The organism is Pseudomonas sp. CGJS7 (assembly GCF_036961695.1).
The window spans coordinates 90,206-109,263 of the sequence record NZ_JBAMDI010000021.1 but is presented as its reverse complement, the minus strand read 5'-3'; the positions used below and the strand labels follow the sequence as shown (position 1 = coordinate 109,263).

The following is a 19,058-nucleotide window of genomic DNA, read 5'->3' as shown; positions in this document are numbered from 1 at the left end:
GAAAGGGCCGCTACAGGTACAGCAAAACTTAGCGCCAGCTCTCTTTCACCACCCTGCGCCGCCCGCCCAGGATCAGCCAGCCAATCCCCAACAACAGGCTTTCGACCACAAAGGCCAGCACAAACCCGGCACCCACACCCCAGCCAATCGCCTCGGGTACCAGCAGAATCTGGTAGCTGTAGCCATTGAGGGTTTCTTCACGCAACTGCGGGTCGGCCTGTACCAGCACATGCCAGGTACGCTCGGCCCATGACCCTTGCAGCACCTGCCATTCGTTTTCCAGCAGTTCGTTGCGGATCATCAGGCTTTCGATGCTGTTGGCATCACTGTTGAACACCGGGTCGTCGCTGCTGCGGTAGTGCTGCAACAGCGCCTGCAAGTCGCCCTTGAAAAAGCGCTCGGCCGTTTGCCGGAACCCATCGAGCGCCTCGCGCGATTCGAACAGGTGCGCCTCGACCCGCTGGCTATAGTCCTTGACCAGCCCCGGGACCTGGATACCGGCCAGCAGGCCGAAGGTGAACAACAGCAATCGCAGGTAACTTCTGAACATGCAGCGTCCTTAGCTCTGGCCGTGCGCCACGCACTCGCCGTGCCGCCACAGGGCCCACTGACCCGGCGCGTAGCGGTGCCAGGTCTCGTTCTCGGTCAGGGCCTCGGTGGCAATCACCGTGACCACGTCGTTGGGGGTGGTTTCGGTATGAAAATCGACGATCAGGTCGACATCCTTCAACCGTGCGGCACCGAATGGCGCACGGCGGGTAATGTGCACCAGCTTGGTCGAGCAAAAGCAGAACAGCCAGTCGCCGTCGCTGAGCATGCAGTTGAACACGCCCTGACCACGATAGCCGGCACAGGCTTCGACCAACACGGGCAGCAGCTGCTCCACCGGCACCGGTTCGGGGAAGGCGCTGCGGATGCGGTTGAGCAAGTCGCAGAAGGCCGCTTCGCTGTCGGTGTCGCCCACTGGCCGGTAGAAACTGGCCAGGCCCTTGAAGTCACCCAGCTGGCCGTTGTGCGCGAAGCACCAGTTGCGGCCCCACATTTCCCGTACGAACGGGTGGGTGTTGGACAGGCACACCCTGCCGACGTTGGCCTGACGGATATGACCGATCACCACTTCGCTTTTGATCGGGTAGCGCTGCACGAGGTTGGCCACTTCCGACTCGCTGCTCGCGGCCGGGTCCTGGAACAGGCGCAGGCCGCGGCCTTCGTAAAAGCCTATCCCCCAGCCGTCACGGTGCGGGCCGGTTCGCCCGCCCCGCTGCATCAGGCCGGTGAAGCTGAAAACGATGTCGGTAGGGACGTTGGCACTCATGCCCAGCAGTTCGCACATAGGCGTGTCTCCGTTTACAGACGAGGCTCGACCCGGCCTGCGCCACGCGTAGCGGCTGGCGGCAAGTCGTCACGGTAACGGTCGCTGCGCTCGGCAGCCAGCGGCGCCTGGGTGCCGAGCTGGTCATCCTCGGCCTGCTGACGCCTGGCGGCGGCTTCGGCCTGCTCACGGCGTGCGTGCGCGCGCTTTTCCAGCGGCCAGCGCAGCAGCACGAAGAGGAAGTACAGGCCGAAGGCGATCATGCCGTACATGGCGAAGTCGGACACAGCGCGCCAGGCGTTGTTGCCGACCTTGAAAGCGACATCCAGCGCAGTGATGGCGATTGCAGGGGCGAAGCTGTCCTTGACCGGGTCGACGATGGTCGGGGTCAGCAGCAGCACCGCCAGCACCACCCGTAGCGGTTCGCGCAGCCAGCGCCACATCCAGCCGGTGAGCTTGAAGCCCACCAGCAGGCACCCTAAGGCGGCTACTGCGTACAAGCCCCAGGCGAAGGTGTAGTCGTTCTCGGTCATGGTGTTCGTGCAAGCCAGGCAAAGAGATGCCTATGATAAACACTTTTCCGGGCGCAGACAGTGTTTGCCTGTGCCGGCTTATTCGCGGGTAAACCCGCTCCGACCTCGGTGCGATCCCTGTAGGAGCGGGTTTACCCGCGAAGAGGCCGGCACAGGCAACGCCAATCAAGAGACCTTCAATGCCAACCAAGCCCCAACCCCCGATTGCCCAAGCCGACCAGGCCACCGACCCGTATGCCTGGTTGCAACAGCGCGATACCCCCGAGGTACTCGCTTACCTGCACGCTGAAAACGCCTACCAGGAAGCCTGCCTGGCCGACCAGGCACCGTTGCGTGAGCATCTGTTCGAAGAGATCAAAGGCCGCATCCTGGAGACCGACCTCTCGTTGCCGGCGCCCTGGGGCCCCTACCTGTACTACACCCGTACCACCGCCGGCGACGAATACCCGCGTCACTACCGCTGCCCACGCCCGGCCGACGACTCGAACACCGTCGATGAAAGCCAGGAGCAACTGCTGCTCGACCCCAACGTCCTGGCCAACGGCGGTTTCCTCTCCCTCGGCGCGTTCAACATCAGCCCCGACCACCGCCTGCTGGCCTATAGCCTCGACACCAGCGGCGACGAAATCTATACCCTGTACGTCAAAGACCTGGCCAGTGGCCGTGTCACTACCCTGCCTTTCGACGACTGCGACGGTAGCCTGACCTGGGCCAACGACAGCCAGACGCTATTCTTCGCTGAGCTGGACGACACCCACCGCCCATGGCGCCTGCGTCGCCACACCTTGGGCACCGACGCCGCGCACACCGTGTTCGAAGAGCCAGACGGGCGTTTCTTCCTGCACTGCTACCGCACCAGTTCCGAGCGTCAGCTGGTGCTGCTGCTGAACAGCAAGACCACCAGCGAGGCCTGGGTGCTGGACGCCGACACCCCGCAGGCGCCGTTCACCTGCCTGGCGCCGCGCGTCGAAGGCCACGAATACTTCCCCGACCACGGCCAACTCGACGGCCAGTGGCGCTGGTTCATCCGCACCAACCAGGATGGCATCAACTTCGCCCTGTACCACGCGCCAGCCGCGCCAGTGCCAAGCCGCGAACAGTGGCAGGTGCTGGTGGCGCACCGCGACGCGGTCATGCTCGAAGGCCTTAGCCTGAACGCCGGCGCCCTCACCCTGAGCCTGCGCGAAGGCGGCCTGCCGATCATCGAAGTCCGCCCGCAGGGCTTGCCGGCCTACCGCGTCGAACTGCCAGACGCCGCCTACAGCCTGTACGTGCAGGACAGCCTGGAATTTGCCAGCACTCGCATACGCTTGCGCTACGAAGCGCTCAACCGCCCGGCCCAGGTGCGCCAACTGACGTTGCCCACGGGCGCCCAGGTGGTGCTCAAGCAAACCCCGGTGCTCGGTGCATTCGATGCCGATGACTATGTCAGTGAGCGCCTGTGGGCAACCGCAGCGGATGGCACCCAGGTGCCGATCAGCCTGGTACGCCGCCGCCAGGACCTGGGCAAGACCGTGCCACTGTACCTGTACGGCTATGGCGCCTATGGCGAAAGCCTCGACCCCTGGTTCTCACATGCGCGCCTGAGCCTGCTGGAGCGCGGCGTGGCCTTTGCCATCGCCCATGTGCGAGGTGGTGGTGAACTGGGGGAGGCCTGGTACCGTGCCGGCAAGCAGGAGTACAAGCACAACACGTTCAGCGACTTCATCGCCTGCGCCGAGCACCTGATCAGCCAGGGCGTGACGGCCGCCGACCGCCTGGCCATCAGTGGTGGCAGCGCTGGCGGCCTGCTGATCGGCGCGGTGCTCAACCTGCGCCCGGAGCTGTTCCGCTGCGCCATTGCCGAAGTGCCGTTCGTCGACGTGCTCAACACCATGCTCGACCCGGAGCTGCCGCTGACCGTGACCGAGTACGACGAATGGGGCAACCCTGAGGAGCCGGAGGTGTATGAACGGATCAAGGCTTATGCGCCGTACGAGAACCTGAAAGCGCAGGCCTACCCGGCGATGCTGGTGGTGGCGGGCTACAACGACAGCCGCGTGCAGTATTGGGAGGCAGCCAAATGGGTGGCGAAGTTGCGCACACTCAAGACCGACAGCAACCTGCTGCTGCTCAAGACCGAGATGGGGGCTGGGCATGGCGGGATGAGCGGGCGGTACCAGGGGTTGAAGGATGTGGCCCTGGAGTATGCGTTCGTGTTTGGCGAGCTGGGTATTGCCTAAACTCAGGTTTGAGCACCCCCGCGATCGCTGTGGGAGCGGGCAAGCCCGCGAAGCCAACACCGTGGTGGATGGCACGGGCTTCGCCCGTGTTCGCGGGCAAGCCCGCTCCCACACGCGCCAGCTTCAGAAATTGAGCAAGACAGTTGCTCCAACATGATGACGGCGTGGGCCGCTCATGCTCAATCATTCTGGGCCGGCGGCTTCGGCGGGTCCTGTCGCAACCCGGGCAATGGCTGGTCCTTCGGCGGGCCGGGCACTGGCATCGGCGGCAACAAGGGCGCCCCCGGCTGGCTGTCATAAGCCTTGGGCGGTGTGCTCGGGGTAATCTGCGGGTATGGCGTAGGCGTAGGCGTACCGGGCGCGCCGGGTACTGGCGGCGTGAGCCTGGGTGGCGGGCTGGCAGCTTCTGCCAGGGGCAGGCCAGCCATCAACAGCGCGGCGAGGATCGCGTGAAACATCAGCAACCTCCTGTCGGGAACCTTTCTACAGGCTACGCCTAAATCAACGCTTTCGCCTGTCCGCCTGACCTGCAAGCGCGCTAGACTCAATGGCATAACCGTCACCTGCCTGATCAGAACAAAGGAAACACCATGAGCTCCACCTCTTCTGCCGCCGCTACCGCGCGCCTCGACCGCATCCTGGCCGATGCCAAGCGCGACAAGGAAATGGGCTACCGCGACAAGGCCCTGAGAATGTACCCGCACGTATGCGGCCGCTGCGCCCGCGAGTTCGCTGGCAAGCGCCTGAGCGAGCTGACCGTGCATCACCGTGACCACAACCACGACAACAATCCTCAGGACGGCTCCAACTGGGAGCTGCTGTGCCTGTACTGCCACGACAACGAGCACTCGCGCTACACCGACCAGCAGTACTTCAGCGAAGGCTCCACCAGCACCCCGAGCATTGCCAAGGCTACGCACAACCCGTTTGCCGGGCTGGCGGGCATGCTGAAGAAAGACTGACCATCGATTCGCCCCCCGCTGTTACCGGGCAGCCCGTATAATCGCGCTTTTTTCGCGAAGGGCCCCGGTACGTGGCAAACAAACGATACAGCTGCATCGGCCTGTTCAACCCCAAGTCGGCAGAAAACGTCGGCTCTGTGATGCGCGCCGCGGGCTGCTATGGCGTCAATTCGGTGTTCTACACGGGCAAACGCTATGAACGCGCGCGTGACTTCGTCACCGACACCAAGCGCGTGCACTACGACATCCCGCTGATCGGCATCGACGACCTGCAGCGCATTATTCCGCTGGGCTGCACGCCCGTGGCGGTGGAACTGGTAGAGGGTGCGCGGCCATTGCCGGATTACACCCATCCGGACCGGGCCATTTACATCTTCGGGCCAGAGGACGGCTCGTTGAGCGAAGACGTGCGGGGATGGTGTGAAGAGACCATCTACATCCCGACCGAGGGCTGCATGAACCTGGCGGCGACGGTGAATGTGGTGCTGTATGACCGCATGGCCAAGGGGCTGAATACCCGTTCGGGGCCCAAGTTCAAATAGAAAGGCCGCCACTGCGGCAACAGGATAGACCTGCCAACACAGGGCGACCGAGTGCTGAGCTCCGTCAGAACAGCACCGAAACCGGGCCGAACATTGCCTCGACAAACCATGGGTTGTCGCAATCTACGTTGCCGACGATGGTTGGCTGCACGCTCCCCCTCCTCGGTTTCGCCCCGTGAACAATGCTGAGTTTCTGCTCCGCGGTGTATTCCAGGTACGACTTGATACGCTTGAAATGCGACTTGCAGACGATGCCGCCCTGCCGATTGTCAGGCGCAGGGATGCCTAGTGCAGCACCTTGCTCTGCAGCACATCGGAACGCCGCCCCAGCACGTTCTCGCTGATCTGCACGAAGTCTTCGGTACTGACGCTGGGCAGGCGCATCAGCCCACGTACCACATCATCCAACGAACGTTTGGCCTGGGTGTGAATGCGGATTTCCTTGTCCAGCGCCTGCAACAGCATCACGCCGCGGGCCACCTGGGCCGGGCTTGCGCGTTCACCCTTGAGCCGGTTGACCTTGGCGCCCTGCTTGCTCAGACGCGCCTGCCAGACCTGGTAGCGGTCATCACTCATCCCGCCCGAGCGGCGTAGCAACTCGTTGGCGTAATAATCGGTCAGGCTCTCTACCAGCCAGTCACTGCCGTCACGCCCGTGAATCTGCGCGAACAGTTGCACCAATTCGCGCAGCAACGGGCTATTGCCGTTTTCGCTGACCATGGGCCGGGCACTGTTCAGGTACAACGAGCCCTGCGCAGCCATAGCCCCTCGCCACATGCCGTCACGCGCCCCGACCAACAGCAGCTTGGGCGGGTTACGCGGGAACACAGCTTGTAGTTGTGGCCAGACGAATGTGAGCAAGGTCAGGCTGTCCATGCGCCGCATGCCCTGCCCCACCGGCGCGGCCACGGTCACTTCGGTCTCGCCCAGGCGGGCGCGGCGGCTGCCCAGGTCGCCGGCAAGCATCCAGCCGGTCGGGCGATCGAACAGGCGCGACACGTTGTCGATGCGAAACTTCCCCTTGCCGATGCGCGGCCAGGACGTTTCGATGCTCTTCCAGCCCTCGGGCAGGTCGAAAGCCAGGCGCGCCACCAGCTCGGTACCATCCTGCTGGTCGAGGCGCGCAGGGGGTATCAGCTGGTCGCCGAGGAACAGTGCCCAGTGCGGAGTGATGCGTGATGAATAGGCGCCGCTGGCCAGTTTCTGGTCCAGCTGCACACGGTAGCTGAGGCTGGTCTTGCCGGCCGCTGGCTGCCAGATACCACGTTGCCCCTTCAGCTGCCATTGCCCATCAGCCTGGAAGCCGCTGTAGGCCCCAGCCTTGCCCAGGTCGAAGTCCAGGCTGCGCACGGCGCTGCCTTCGGCCAATGTCACGCGGACCTCGGCCTGACCGCTGGCAGGCAGCAAGCGCACCTGGTAGTCGAGGTCGACCTTTTTCGCCCAGGCCGGCGAACTGGCCATCAGGCCCAACAGCAACATCAGGTGGCAACGCATACAGAAACTCCTTGTTTCCCCGAGGCAGCGGGCCGCGCCGGTCAGCTGGCGCGAAAGATCAGGTGGTCTTCCCAGTCGTCTTCGTGCACATCGTGTTCACTGAGCATACGCCCCGACTGGGAAATGCGCTGTTCATGAACCTGTTGCCGGTCGCCACAGACCAGGTGATGCCAGGCCGGCAAGTCCTTGCCCTCACTGACCAGGCGGTAACCGCAGGTACTCGGCAGCCACTTGAACTGGTCGGCCTTGCCCGGGGTGAGCTGGATGCAGTCTGGCACTTGGGCGAAGCGGTTGGGGTAGTCGCTGCACTGGCAGGTATTCAGGTCCAGCAATTTGCAGGCGATGCGCGTGTAATAGACGCTGTTGTCGTCTTCGTCCTCGAGCTTTTGCAGGCAGCACAGGCCGCAGCCATCGCACAGCGATTCCCACTCTTGCTGGCTGAGCTCTTCGAGGGTCTTGCGCCGCCAGAACGGCGCGTTTTCAGCGATCATCACACAGGGTTCCTGCCTTCATCTTGGGGGCCACGGCGCGCGGCGGCGCCAGTCTAGAGCCTGGCCTTCGGCAAAGCCAGACCGCTTGTCAGTCGCGACGGCACGCAGTAGCGTGCGCTTTTCCCGTCCGTTTGCAGGAGCCGCCATGAGCGCCAACACCCGCATTGCCGATTACGCCATCAACGAGCAGTTCATCAACCGCTGGTCGCCACGCGCCTTCACCGCCGAGCCGATCAGCGAAGAAACCCTGCTGAGCTTCCTCGAAGCCGCCCGCTGGGCACCTTCGGCCTATAACTCGCAGCCTTGGCGCTTCCTGTATGCCCGCCGCGACACGCCGAACTGGGAGCGTTACCTGAGCCTGCTGGTGCCCTTCAATCGCAGCTGGGCGCAACAGGCGTCGGCGCTGGTGCTGGTCATTTCCAAGACCACGTTCGCGGCCCCGGGCGCTACGGAAGAAAAACCGGCGCTGTGGCACACCTTCGACACGGGCTCTGCCTGGGGGCACCTGGCCCTGCAGGCCAGCATCAGCGGCTGGCATACCCATGGCATGGCCGGCTTCGATCAGGACCTGGCACGTCAGGAACTGAAGATTCCCGAGGGTTACGTACTGCATGCCATGGTGGCGATCGGCAAGCTGGGGGACAAGGCCAGCCTGGATGAAGCCCTGCAGGCGCGTGAAGTGCCGAGCCCGCGCAAGCCGCTGAGCGAGCTGGCTGCTGAAGGCGATTTCAGCCTGTAAGGTTTGTGTTGGCAGTGCTGGCCTCTTCGCGGGCAAGCCCGCTCCTACGGGGGGTATCACCACCCTGTGCTGGAGCGGGTTTACCCGCGAAGAGGCCGATACAGGCCACAGCGATCAGTAGCCCCGGGCGAAATCGACTTCACCCCGCAACCCCTGCCCCGCTTCATAAGCCCGCACATTCTCGACAAACAAGCGCACCATCGCTGTCGGCGAGGTGGGCGCCGAGCTGTGCCCGGTCAGCAGCAAGCCCCAGGCGGTCCAGAACGGGTGTTGCTTGGGCAACGGCTCCTGGCGGCACACATCGATCACGGCACCGGCCAGATGGCCCTCTTTCAACGCCTCGACCAGGTCGGCATCGACCACCGCCACACCACGCCCGGCATTGATGAACAAGGCCGAGGGCTGGAAGCACTTGAACAGCGCGGCGTCATACAGGTCATGAGTCGCCGGGGTATCCGGCAGCAGGTTCAGCACATAGTCGACCTGGCCGACCATGCGCGGCAGGTCGGCCAGCGCCGCCACCTGGACGAACGGGGCCTGTTCACGGGCGCTGCTGGCAACCCCGTACAGCTCCACACCAAACGGCTGCAGGAACTCGGCCACACGCTGACCAATGTCGCCTGCACCCACAATGAGGACCTTGCGCCCTTCCAGGCTGCGCCCCGGGCGGTCATCCCAGCGCCGCTCGACCTGGCTGACCAGGCGCGACAGCACCTCACGCTCATGGCCTAGCATATAGGTGAGCATGTACTCGGCCATCACCTGACCAAATATGCCAACTGCGCGGCTCAGGCGGTAATCACGCGGCAGGCCGTCGGCCAGCAACGGCGTGATACCGGCCCATGTCGACTGTATCCAGCCCGGCTTGTGGCCTTGGCGCAGCAGACTGGCCAGCAAGTCCGGCTGGCCCAGCCACACCGGGCACTGCGGTGCCTGGCGGGCCAGTTCGGCAGAGTCGCCGCTGGTCACAACGTCCACGTCAGGCGCGGCTGCGCGCAAAAGCCCGGCGTATCGAGCATGGTCATGCTCAGCGATCAGTACGCGCATGGTCAGACGGGGTCGTTGCGGCGCAGCAGCTCTTCGGGCAGGTGCTCGATGTACTCATCTTCCAGCGGCGGCATCTGCAGGTGGTAGCCTTGGCTTTCGAGGTTCTCCAGCACCTTGGTGATGTCCTCGCGGGCCAGTTTGCGCTCAGGGGTAAGCACCAGGTCGAAAGCGTGCACGGGGGTGCCGAAGAACGGCAGCAGGCCTTCAGGCACGCGTTCCAGGCCGTCAGCCTTGAGTACGTACAGGTACATTTCGTTCTTGCGTGGGCTCTTGTAGATCGAGCAAATGCGTTTCATCGGGTTTCTCCGGCACCTGCCAGGTTGTCCAGCAGGGCCTGGCCCATGCGCTCACGGCGCCAGCCGCGCAGCGAATCGGGCAGTTGATAAGGGCCATTGGGGTATCCGCTCTTGAGCAGCGCCTCCAGGGCTTTCTTGCGCAGCATCAGCTCGGGTGCAATCCCCAGGCGCTCGCCTTCGGCCTGGCCGATGGCACGCAGCTGCTTGAGAAGGCCAGCAGCCTCGATCGGCAGCGGCTCGGGCAAGGGCGCAGGCCATTGCTCGGCAGGCAGGCTGGCGGCGCGCTTGATCAGCTGGATGAGGAACTCACCGTCCTGACGAATGGTGCGCGGGTGCATCTCGTCGATCTTGGCCAAGGCCGACAGGTTGTTCGGCTGGCTTTTGGCCATGGGCCAGAGCGAGTGCTCCTTGAGGATACGATTACGCGGCACATCGCGGTTGCGCGCTTCGCGTTCGCGCCAGGCGCACAGCTCACGTAGCACTGCCAGTTGTTGAGGCGCCAGCTTCCAGGCCAGCTTGACGTCGCGGTACAGGCTTTCGGGCTCGACTTCACGGCGCAACGCAGCCACCAGCTCGGCGCCGTCTTCCAGCACCCAGGCATACTTGTCGTCACTCAGCCGCGGGCGCAGCACGGTGAAAAGCTCGGCCAGGTGCACGGCATCTTCGGCAGCGTAGCTGACCTGGGTTTCCGAGAGCGGGCGTTGCAGCCAGTCGGAGCGGGTTTCGCCTTTGGGCAATTCGATGCCCAGCACTTCCTGCACCAGGCGCGAATAGCCCATGGAGAAGCCCAGGTTCAGGTAACCGGCGGCCAGCTGAGTGTCGAACAGCGGCTGAGGCAGCTTGCCGGTCAGGCGCAGCAGCACTTCGAGGTCTTCGCTGCAGGCGTGCAGCACCTTGACCACACCGCTGTCTTCCAGCAGGTCGGCCAAGGGTTGCCAGTTGCCGATCAGCAGCGGGTCGATCAGGAAGGCGCGTTGGCCGTCGCCGATCTGGATCAGCCCGGCTTTCGGGTAAAAGGTGTCGACCCGCATGAATTCGGTGTCGACGGCGACGAAGGGCAGTTGGTGCCAGTCGCGGCAGTGTTCGGCCAGGCTCTGGTCGTCACGGATCCAGTGAATTTCGATGGCCACAAGGCTCTCCCACTAACATTGGCGCGCAGTATATACGGCGCGGGCACTGCGGGTGAAACTGTCCCGCTTTTCGGGGGCAGTCCACCCTGTGGGAGCGGGCGCGCCCACGAATGAAGGCAACACGGTGTATGGCCCGGGCTTCGCCCGGGTTCGCGGGCTTGCCCGCTCCCACAGGGCTTCAGCGCTTGGCCGCCAGCCAAGGCCGGCAACCGGCAAACATGTCCAGCGACTGCTGGTAGAGCTCGGTATGTACCTGCAACAGGCCAAGCATCGAGTGGAACAGGTTGTCCTGGGACAGCGGGGCATCGCTGAGCCGTGCCAGGCAGTCGGTATCGACGCCGAAGTCCTCTTTGTAGTTGTCGGAGAACCAGGTCAGCAGTGGTATGTGCTTCTGCTGCTCGGGAGCGATGGCGTAGGGCGTGCCGTGCAGGAACAGGTTGTACTCGCCCAGCGACTCGCCGTGGTCGGACAGGTAGATCATCGCGGTATCGACCTTGTCTTGCTTGCTGCGCAGGGTATCGATCAGCGAGGTCAGCACCTTGTCGGTATAGGCCAGGGTGTTGTCGTACCCGTTGATGATTTCCTCCTCGCTGCACTGGTTCAACGCGTTGCTCTGGCACACCGGGGTGAAGCGCTCGCCATCACTGGGGTAGCGCTTGAAGTACTCGGGGCCGTGGCTGCCCATCTGGTGCAGCACCAGCACGGTGTCCTTGTCGAGGTTGTCGATCAACGCGTCCAGGCCTTGCAGCAGGATCTGGTCATGGCATTCGCCATCGGCGCACAGCTGCGGGTCCTTGAGGTTGCTGACGTCGATGAACTGCACGCGATCGCAGGTGCCTTTGCAGCCCGACTGGTTGTCACGCCACTGCACGGCCAGGCCGGCCCGCTGCAGGATGTCCAGCAGCCCTTCGCGGTTCTTCGCTACGCGGGCGTCGTAGTCCTTGCGCTTCATGCCCGAGAACATGCAAGGCACCGAAACCGCCGTTTCCGTACCGCACGAGTGCACGTCGGAAAACGCCAGCAGGCCCTGTTCCCTGGCGAGATTCGGCGTGGTATCGCGGTCATAGCCCAGCACGCCGAAATGGTCTGCCCGGGCACTTTCCCCGACCACCAGCACGGTCAGCGACTTGCGCTCATGTTTTTGCCAGGCCGCATCACGCTTGGCATCTTCACCATAATGCTGGAACGGGCGCGAAGCCGTACCGACACGCTCGCCGACATAACCAATGGAGGCCCCGACGATATTGCTGGGGGTGAGCATCAGACGCAGTTCATGGTGATTGCGAAACAGCGACGACAGCCCTTGATAATTGACCAACGCGACCGAGCCGATGGTCACCACACAGGCACCACTGACCACCAACTTGCCCAGCAGCTCGCGGTGCCAGGGGCGGTAGGCGATCTGCGCCTTCCACAGCAGCACCGATGGCAGCACACCCAGCAGCAGGATATAGGCGGCAAACTTGAACGACATCAAGTCGCGCACTTCCGCAACATTGGTCTCGGCCATATTACGGAACATGCCGGCGTCAATAAGTACGCCGTACTGGTTCATGAAGTAAGCCACACCCGCACCACTCATGAACAACACGATAAGTACCGGCTTCACTACATACCGGAAGGCAATTAACGTGAGGATCAGATTGAACGCGAAGAGCATTAGCACAGCAAACGCCAGGCTCAGCCACAACCCCGAAAGGCCGGCAGGAACCACCGCTTGCAGGTGCTCCCAGAGGAACATGTTGAAGCCAATCAGCAGATAAAGACTGGCCAGCAGCGTGACCCATTCAGTCCGCAGGGATTTGAAGTTGAGCATCAGCGTTCGCTATCAAGAGTGATGATCACCCCAGGCCAGATGGCACTGTGGGAAGTTGGGCGAACTCTAGAAAGCACGTCATCAATTTTTTGTGAAAAACTTGGTAACAATTTCGTGAGGGTGTGTCTTTTATCGATTATCTCAAAACCATTCAGCTGCCATTCAGCCTGGACCGCCGTCACAAGCCTGCGCAAAGACAGCTATCCTCAATGGTCAGGACCTTACCGACAACCCTGACAGAGGTGAAGAAATGCCAGTTCCGCACGATCTGCTCGCTGACCTGCACGTTACCGCTGATGCATTCCAGGCACTCATAGAGAAGGATCAGGACCTGCACAAACTGCACAAGGAGTACAACGCCAAGGACAAGGAGGTGGTCGCCGCCGAAGGCAACGGCACCAACGACGAGACGGTCAACCGCCTGCGCAAGGAAAGGTTGCTGATCAAGGACAAGATCGAACGGATCATTCATCCGCCCAAATCCTGACAGGCATCTATTGAATCCACCGGCCTCTTCGCGGGTAAACCCGCTCCTACACCGATGCGCCAGCCCGTCGTAGGAGCGGGTTCACCCGCGAAAGGGCCGGGCCTGCTGGCCAGTATCCCTGGCCGGTCACCATTGCCGCCGCTACGGTATTCGCGGGTACGCCCCTACGTGCAGACCGTCATAGAAACAGGTTCAACCGCGAAAGGGCCGGGCCTGCTGGCCAATGTCCCTGGCCGTTCACCGTTGCCGCCGCCACCGTATTCGCGGGTAAACCCGCTCCTACGCCAATGCGCAGACCGTCATAGAAACAGGTTCAACCGCGAAAGGGCCGGGCCTGCTGGCCAATATACCTGGCCGTTCACCGTTGCCGCCGCCACCGTATTCGCGGGTAAACCCGCACCTACGCCAATGCGCAGACCGTCGTAGGAGCGGGTTCACCCGCGAAAGGGCCGGGCCTGCTGGCCAATGTCCCTGGCCGTTCACCGTTCTCGCCGCCACCGTATTCGCGGGTAAACCCGCTCCTACCACCTGCAGGAGCGGGCGAGCCCGCGAAGAGGCCTGCAGCCCTACACAGCAACCAGCGCTTTCAACGCCCCATCCAGGTCCTCGACCAGGTCACGGTAATCCTCGATCCCTACCGACAACCGCAACAGGTTCTCGCTGATCCCCATCACCCCTTTCTGCTCTGGGCTCAGTGAGCAGTGCGACATGCTCCAGGAGTGGTTGATCATGCTCTCCACCCCGCCCAGCGAGTCGGCCAGCACAAAAATCTGCAGCGCCTCCACCAGGCGGTTGAGCGCGGCGCGGTCGCCTTTCACTTTCATCGCCACCACCGCCCCGCCACTGCGCATCTGGCGTTTGCACAGTTCATGCTGCGGGTGGCTTTCCAGCCCTGGGTAATACACCTGCTCGACCTGCGCGTGACCTTCCAGGAAGCGTGCCACCTGCAGGGCATTGGCGCACTGGCGCTCCATGCGCACATCCAGGGTCTTCAGACCGCGCAGGGCCAGGTAGCAGTCGAACGGCCCCTGCACCGCACCAATCGCCATGCTGATACGGCGCAGGCGTGCCAGCAACGCATCGTTGGCCGCCACCACCACACCGCCGGTGAGGTCGGAGTGGCCACCGATGTACTTGCTGGCCGAGTGCATCACCAAGTCCACGCCCAGGGTGATCGGGCGCTGGTTCCACGGCGAGCAGAAGGTGTTGTCGATGCAGGTGAGGATGCCCTTGGCCTTGGCCAGGTCGCACACCGCCTTGATGTCGACCAGGTGCAGCAACGGGTTGGTCGGCGACTCGATCCAGATCAGCTGGGTTTCCGGTTTGATCGCAGCCGCTACGGCTTCAATGTCGTTGAGATCGACATAGGTGGTGGTCAGCCCGGAGGTGCGGCTGCGGTAATCTTCCATGATGCGGAACGTGCCACCGTATACGCCGTTCATCACCACCACGTGGGCATCCTTGGGCAGCAGCTCAAGCACGGTTGCGGTGGCATTGACTCCAGAGGCGCAGGCCACAGCGCCCACGCCTTCTTCCAGGGCAGCGACACAGGTTTCGTAGGCATGCCGGGTGGGGTTGCCGACGCGGCTGTAGGAATATTCCGGCCTGTCATCCAGGCTGCGCTTGGTGAACGAACTGGCGGTGACGATGGCCGGAAAAATGGCGTTATCGGCAACGCTGAACTGCTCGCCGGCGTGAATGGTACGGGTGGCGAAATTGCGCGGCTTGTCAGACATGGTCAGGCCCATTGGCAGAGTGAAAGCTGCAACTATCGCACAACCCAAATCGTCTGGCCTTGGGGTAATCTGTGAAATATTTTCCTGTACGGCCAGCGCGCGATATGGACCGTTTTGACCAGCACATTCTTACCCTGCTACAGCGTGATGCCTCGATCTCGCTGAAGGACCTGGCCGAGGCCGTCAACCTGTCCACCACACCGTGCTGGAAGCGGGTCAAGCGCCTGGAGGAAGACGGCTACATCCTCGGCCGCGTCGCCCTGCTGGACCCCGAACGGCTGGGGTTGGGGCTCACCGTGTTCGTCCAGCTCAAGACCCAGCGCCACGACAGCGCCTGGCTGGAGCAGTTTGCTGCGACCGTGACCGGGTTCGAAGAAGTGATGGAGTGCTACCGCATGTCCGGGGACTGGGACTACATGCTGCGGGTGGTGGTGGGTGATATTGCGGCGTATGACCGGTTCTACAAAAAGCTGATTACCCGTACCGATGGGTTGTCGAACATCACGTCCAGTTTTGCCATGGAGCAGATGAAGTACACCACGGCTTACCCGGTGCATCGCGCCTGACCGGTGCTGGATTCTTCGCGGGCAACCTCACAGGATCACCTCAACCTCAAGCGCTGTGGGGTCCCGTAGGAGCGGGTTCACCCGCGAAGAGGCCAGCACAGGCACCCCATCAATCCGAGGCCAACACCGCCGCAATGCGGTTCCCCGCCTTGGCTTTCACGACCTTGATCGCCACGAATTTCGAGGTCGGGGTATAGGTCCCCTCGCCATAACTCTCAAGCGGTACCAGCGGGTTGGTTTCCGGGTAATACGCCGCCGCCTGCCCCTCGGGCACGTCATACGCCACCAGGCGGAAGCCCGACACCCGCCGCTCCACGCCATCCTCCCACAACGACACAAGGTCCACCTGCTCACCCGGTTCGAAGCCCAGGCGACGGATGTCCGCCTCATTGACAAACACCACTTCACGCAGGCCGAACACCCCACGGTAGCGGTCGTCCAGGCCATAAAGAGTGGTGTTGTACTGATCGTGCGAACGCAGGGTCTGCAAAATCAGGTCGGGCTTGTCACCACGGGCCAGTACCTTGGCGTTGACCAGTTCCTCGGGCAACGCGTGGGGCATGAAGCGGGCCTTGCCCGTGGCCGTGCGGAAGTTGCGATCGGCGGCATTGTTGCCAAGGTGGAACCCGCCGGGGCTGTTCAAACGTTCATTGAAACCGGTAAAGCCCGGAATCACGTCAGCGATCATGTCGCGAATGCGGTTGTAATCGGCCACCGCATGCTCCCAGTCGATCGGCTGGTTGCCCAGCGTGGCCTTCGCCATGCCGGCAATGATCCACGGTTCCGAGCGCATATGCGGCGAGCGCGGGCGCAACTGGCCGTGGGAGATGTGCACCATGCTGAAGGTGTCCTCCACGGTCACGCCTTGCGGCCCTTCGGCCTGCAGGTCGATTTCGGTACGGCCCAGGCACGGCAGGATCAGCGCATCGCGGCCGGTGACCAGGTGCGAGCGGTTGAGCTTGGTGGAAATCTGCACGGTCAACGCGCAGTTCTGCAGCGCCGCGTGGGTGCGCGCGGTGTCCGGGGTGGCTTGGGCAAAGTTGCCGCCCAGGCCGATGAACACCTTGGCCCGCCCCTCTTCCATAGCCTTGATCGCCAACACCGCGTTGTGCCCATGGGTACGCGGCACACTGAACTGGAAGCGTTGTTCGATGGCATCGAGTAGCGCCGTCGGCGGCTTCTCGTCAATGCCCATGGTACGGTCACCCTGCACGTTGCTGTGGCCCCGCACCGGCGACAGGCCTGCGCCGGGTTTGCCGACGTTGCCACGCAGCAGCTGCAGGTTGACGATTTCCTGCACGGTCGGCACCGAATGGCGATGCTGGGTGACGCCCATGGCCCAGCACATGATGACCCGCTCGGCCTTGCGATACATGCGTGCGGCCAGCTCGATCTCGGCCAGGGTCAAGCCCGACTGTTTGACGATGTGCTCCCAGGACGTGGCATCCACCGCCGCCAGGTAATCGTCGACGCCGCTGGTGTGCTCGGCGATGAAGGCATGGTCGAATACCGCCGGCTCGCCCTTGGCCTGCGCCTCGCGCTCCCATTGCAACAAGTACTTGGCAATACCGCGCATTGCCGCCATGTCCCCACCCAAGGCCGGGCGGAAGTAGGCGCTGGAGGTCGGCTCGGAGCCGTTGCTGAGCATTTCGAACGGGTGCTGCGGGTGCTGGAAGCGCTCAAGGCCTCGCTCTTTCAGCGGGTTGAAGCAGACGACCTGGGCGCCACGCTTGACCGCTTCGCGCAGGGGTTCGAGCATGCGCGGGTGGTTGGTGCCGGGGTTCTGCCCGATGACGAATATCGCGTCGGCCAGCTCCAGGTCGTGGAACACCACGGTGCCCTTGCCCACCCCGAGGGTTTCCGACATGCCCGCGCCGCTGGCTTCGTGGCACATGTTCGAGCAATCCGGGAAGTTGTTGGTGCCGTAGGCACGTACGAACAGCTGGTAGAGGAACGCCGCCTCGTTGCTGGCGCGGCCCGAGGTATAGAATTCGGCCTCATCCGGCGACTGCAGCGCACGCAGGTGCCTGGCGACCAGCTCGAAGGCCTCCTGCCAGGTGGTTTCGACATAATGGTCGGTGGCGGCGTCATAGCGCATCGGGTGGGTGAGGCGGCCCTGGTATTCAAGCCAGTAGTCGGTCTGCTCCTTCAGCGCGCTGACGCTGTATCTGGCGAAGAAAGCCGGGTCGACCGAGCGGCCGGTGGCTTCCCAGTTGACCGCCTTGGCGCCGTTTTCGCAGAACTTGACCATGTCGCTTTCCGGCGACTCGCCCCAGGCACAGCCGGGGCAGTCGAAGCCGCCGTTCTGGTTGGTCTTGAGCATGGCCCGCAGGTTCTTGAAGGCGTTGTCGCTGCCCAGCCAGCTCTTGGTCACGCTTTTGAGCGCCCCCCAGCCGGCAGCGGCGCCCTTGTAGTCCCTGATGTGTTCGTCCTGGCTCATGCGATGAATCCTCACGCTTCGATGCTTTTTTCCAGCCTATGGAGCGTGGGAAGGGGCGTCCAATCGAAAGATCTTACGGCGTGATAAGCGGTTTCGATCATGGCTGCCAGGTGCTGTACCAAGCGATAGAGGCCATCGATCAACCGGTCAGGCAAAGCAATTTGACGGCCTTGCGGCCAGGTTATAGCTTGGAGTCATGTCCCAACCCATTCGAGTGCGAACGTGGAACAGAACAGCCGGGCCCTGATCGACGGCTTCAACCGGAAAATCGACTACCTGCGGATGTCGGTCACCGACCGCTGTGACTTCCGTTGCGTGTACTGCATGGCCGAAGACATGCAGTTTCTGCCGCGCCAGCAAATCCTCAGCCTCGAAGAACTGTTCCAGGTGGCCGAGCGCTTCGTCGCGCTGGGCACCCGCAAGATCCGCCTGACGGGTGGCGAGCCACTGGTACGCCAGGGCATCGTCGACCTGTGCGGGCGTATCGCCGCCCTGCCCGGCCTGCGCGAGCTGTGCCTGACCAGCAACGGCTCGCAACTCGGGCGCCTGGCTCAGCCGCTGTTCGACGCCGGGGTGACACGCCTGAACATCAGCCTGGACAGCCTGGATGCCGACCGTTTCAAGCAGCTGACCCGCACCGGCGACCTTGCCCAGGTAATCGCCGGCATCGACGCCGCACGCCAGGCCGGTTTCAAACGCACCAAGCTCAACTGCGTGGTACTCAAAGGCCGCAACGACCATGAACTGGTCGATCTGGTGCGCTTTGCCATCGAACGCGAGCTGGACATCACCTTCATCGAGGAAATGCCGCTGGGGGTGATAAGCGAGCATGAACGTGGCGAATCGTTCTGCTCCAGCGATGAAGTACGGACACGCCTGGCCGAGCAGTTCACGCTGGTCGAATCGACCGAGTCGTCCATGGGGCCGGCCCGCTACTGGCGCCTGGCCGAAGCCGCGAACACCCGGGTCGGCTTCATTTCCCCGCACAGCCACAACTTCTGCGCCACCTGCAACCGCGTGCGCCTTACCGTCGAAGGCCGCCTGCTGCTGTGCCTGGGCAACGAACACTCGGTCGACCTCAAGCACGTGCTGCGCGCCCACCCTGGCAACCCCGAACGCCTGGAAAAGGCCATTCGCGACTCGCTGCACCTCAAGCCCTATCGCCATCATTTCGAAGTCGGTGGCGATGTGCAGATCCTGCGCTTCATGAACATGACCGGCGGCTGAGCACCCGCCTCTGGATTT

General features: G+C 63.1%; 20 protein-coding genes. 7 read left to right on the top strand and 13 right to left on the bottom strand.

What is annotated here, in order from left to right:
- Positions 1-28: 28 nt before the first annotated feature.
- The 3 genes from V7787_RS15535 to V7787_RS15525 are packed head-to-tail and all read right to left on the bottom strand — an operon-like array spanning position 29 to position 1,845.
- Positions 29-550: a DUF2937 family protein gene (locus V7787_RS15535; protein WP_003254669.1), complete on the bottom strand. Its 522-nt coding sequence runs from the start codon at positions 548-550 to the stop codon at positions 29-31.
- Positions 551-559: 9 nt separating this feature from the next.
- The gene (locus tag V7787_RS15530) at positions 560-1,333 is read right to left on the bottom strand and encodes a class II glutamine amidotransferase (RefSeq protein ID WP_003254671.1); all 774 of its coding nucleotides are present in this window, start codon (positions 1,331-1,333) and stop codon (positions 560-562) included.
- 14 nt (positions 1,334-1,347) lie between these two features.
- Positions 1,348-1,845 carry a hypothetical protein gene (locus V7787_RS15525; RefSeq protein ID WP_064491834.1) on the bottom strand — a complete coding sequence of 166 codons (498 nt, stop codon included), beginning with the start codon at positions 1,843-1,845 and terminating at the stop codon, positions 1,348-1,350.
- A gap of 179 nt (positions 1,846-2,024) precedes the next feature.
- Between V7787_RS15525 and V7787_RS15520 the strand changes: the two genes are divergently transcribed.
- Entirely contained in the window at positions 2,025-4,067 is a 2,043-nt protein-coding gene (locus V7787_RS15520) for a S9 family peptidase (RefSeq protein ID WP_064491835.1), read from the top strand.
- Between the two features lie 179 nt (positions 4,068-4,246).
- On the opposite strand, the gene V7787_RS15515 is transcribed toward V7787_RS15520, so the two are convergent.
- The gene (locus V7787_RS15515) at positions 4,247-4,525 is read right to left on the bottom strand and encodes a hypothetical protein (protein WP_064491836.1); all 279 of its coding nucleotides are present in this window, start codon (positions 4,523-4,525) and stop codon (positions 4,247-4,249) included.
- 132 nt (positions 4,526-4,657) lie between these two features.
- On the opposite strand from V7787_RS15515, the gene V7787_RS15510 reads away from it, so the two are divergent.
- Together V7787_RS15510 and V7787_RS15505 are read left to right on the top strand one after the other, a co-directional pair.
- Positions 4,658-5,029, top strand: a complete 372-nt coding sequence (locus tag V7787_RS15510) for a YajD family HNH nuclease (protein ID WP_003254676.1) — start codon at positions 4,658-4,660, stop codon at positions 5,027-5,029.
- Positions 5,030-5,100: 71 nt separating this feature from the next.
- Positions 5,101-5,571 (top strand): RNA methyltransferase, encoded by a 471-nt coding sequence (locus tag V7787_RS15505; protein WP_010955253.1) that lies wholly within the window; start codon positions 5,101-5,103, stop codon positions 5,569-5,571.
- Between the two features lie 64 nt (positions 5,572-5,635).
- Here the strand turns inward: V7787_RS15505 and V7787_RS15500 are convergent, their stop codons facing one another.
- Genes V7787_RS15500 through V7787_RS15490 form a run of 3 tightly spaced genes read right to left on the bottom strand, consistent with a single transcriptional unit; the run spans position 5,636 to position 7,556 of the window.
- Positions 5,636-5,854 carry an aldehyde dehydrogenase family protein gene (locus V7787_RS15500; RefSeq protein WP_121161120.1) on the bottom strand — a complete coding sequence of 73 codons (219 nt, stop codon included), beginning with the start codon at positions 5,852-5,854 and terminating at the stop codon, positions 5,636-5,638.
- Between the two features lie 2 nt (positions 5,855-5,856).
- Positions 5,857-7,065, bottom strand: coding sequence for a hypothetical protein (locus V7787_RS15495; RefSeq protein ID WP_064491837.1), 1,209 nt, complete (start codon positions 7,063-7,065; stop codon positions 5,857-5,859).
- 41 nt (positions 7,066-7,106) lie between these two features.
- Positions 7,107-7,556 (bottom strand): YcgN family cysteine cluster protein, encoded by a 450-nt coding sequence (locus V7787_RS15490; RefSeq protein WP_014590031.1) that lies wholly within the window; start codon positions 7,554-7,556, stop codon positions 7,107-7,109.
- A gap of 145 nt (positions 7,557-7,701) precedes the next feature.
- Here V7787_RS15490 and V7787_RS15485 point away from each other — a divergent pair, with 145 nt between their 5' ends.
- Complete coding sequence (locus V7787_RS15485; protein ID WP_064491838.1) at positions 7,702-8,295, top strand: nitroreductase family protein; 594 nt, start codon at positions 7,702-7,704, stop codon at positions 8,293-8,295.
- A 114-nt stretch (positions 8,296-8,409) separates the two neighbouring features.
- On the opposite strand, the gene V7787_RS15480 is transcribed toward V7787_RS15485, so the two are convergent.
- The 4 genes from V7787_RS15480 to V7787_RS15465 form a co-directional block, all read right to left on the bottom strand.
- Positions 8,410-9,342, bottom strand: a complete 933-nt coding sequence (locus V7787_RS15480; protein ID WP_064491839.1) for a D-2-hydroxyacid dehydrogenase — start codon at positions 9,340-9,342, stop codon at positions 8,410-8,412.
- Between the two features lie 2 nt (positions 9,343-9,344).
- A complete protein-coding gene (locus V7787_RS15475) occupies positions 9,345-9,638 on the bottom strand; it encodes a YcgL domain-containing protein (RefSeq protein WP_010955258.1) in 294 nt (97 codons plus the stop codon).
- A complete protein-coding gene (gene rnd / locus V7787_RS15470; RefSeq protein ID WP_064491840.1) occupies positions 9,635-10,768 on the bottom strand; it encodes a ribonuclease D in 1,134 nt (377 codons plus the stop codon). Before rnd ends, V7787_RS15475 begins: the two co-directional genes overlap by 4 nt.
- Before the next feature lie 178 nt (positions 10,769-10,946).
- Positions 10,947-12,584: a phosphoethanolamine transferase gene (locus V7787_RS15465; RefSeq protein ID WP_064491841.1), complete on the bottom strand. Its 1,638-nt coding sequence runs from the start codon at positions 12,582-12,584 to the stop codon at positions 10,947-10,949.
- Between the two features lie 250 nt (positions 12,585-12,834).
- Between V7787_RS15465 and V7787_RS15460 the strand changes: the two genes are divergently transcribed.
- Positions 12,835-13,071 (top strand): YdcH family protein, encoded by a 237-nt coding sequence (locus tag V7787_RS15460; protein ID WP_064491842.1) that lies wholly within the window; start codon positions 12,835-12,837, stop codon positions 13,069-13,071.
- A gap of 566 nt (positions 13,072-13,637) precedes the next feature.
- Here V7787_RS15460 and V7787_RS15455 read toward each other — a convergent pair.
- On the bottom strand, positions 13,638-14,819 hold the full coding sequence (locus V7787_RS15455; RefSeq protein ID WP_064491356.1) for a trans-sulfuration enzyme family protein: 1,182 nt from the start codon (positions 14,817-14,819) through the stop codon (positions 13,638-13,640).
- A gap of 92 nt (positions 14,820-14,911) precedes the next feature.
- On the opposite strand from V7787_RS15455, the gene V7787_RS15450 reads away from it, so the two are divergent.
- Positions 14,912-15,373, top strand: a complete 462-nt coding sequence (locus V7787_RS15450; protein WP_336088584.1) for an Lrp/AsnC family transcriptional regulator — start codon at positions 14,912-14,914, stop codon at positions 15,371-15,373.
- A gap of 109 nt (positions 15,374-15,482) precedes the next feature.
- Here the strand turns inward: V7787_RS15450 and V7787_RS15445 are convergent, their stop codons facing one another.
- Positions 15,483-17,813, bottom strand: a complete 2,331-nt coding sequence (locus tag V7787_RS15445; protein WP_064491357.1) for an FdhF/YdeP family oxidoreductase — start codon at positions 17,811-17,813, stop codon at positions 15,483-15,485.
- Positions 17,814-18,035: 222 nt separating this feature from the next.
- Here V7787_RS15445 and moaA point away from each other — a divergent pair, with 222 nt between their 5' ends.
- Positions 18,036-19,040 carry a GTP 3',8-cyclase MoaA gene (gene moaA, locus V7787_RS15440; RefSeq protein ID WP_081273166.1) on the top strand — a complete coding sequence of 335 codons (1,005 nt, stop codon included), beginning with the start codon at positions 18,036-18,038 and terminating at the stop codon, positions 19,038-19,040.
- The last annotated feature ends 18 nt before the right edge of the window (positions 19,041-19,058 follow it).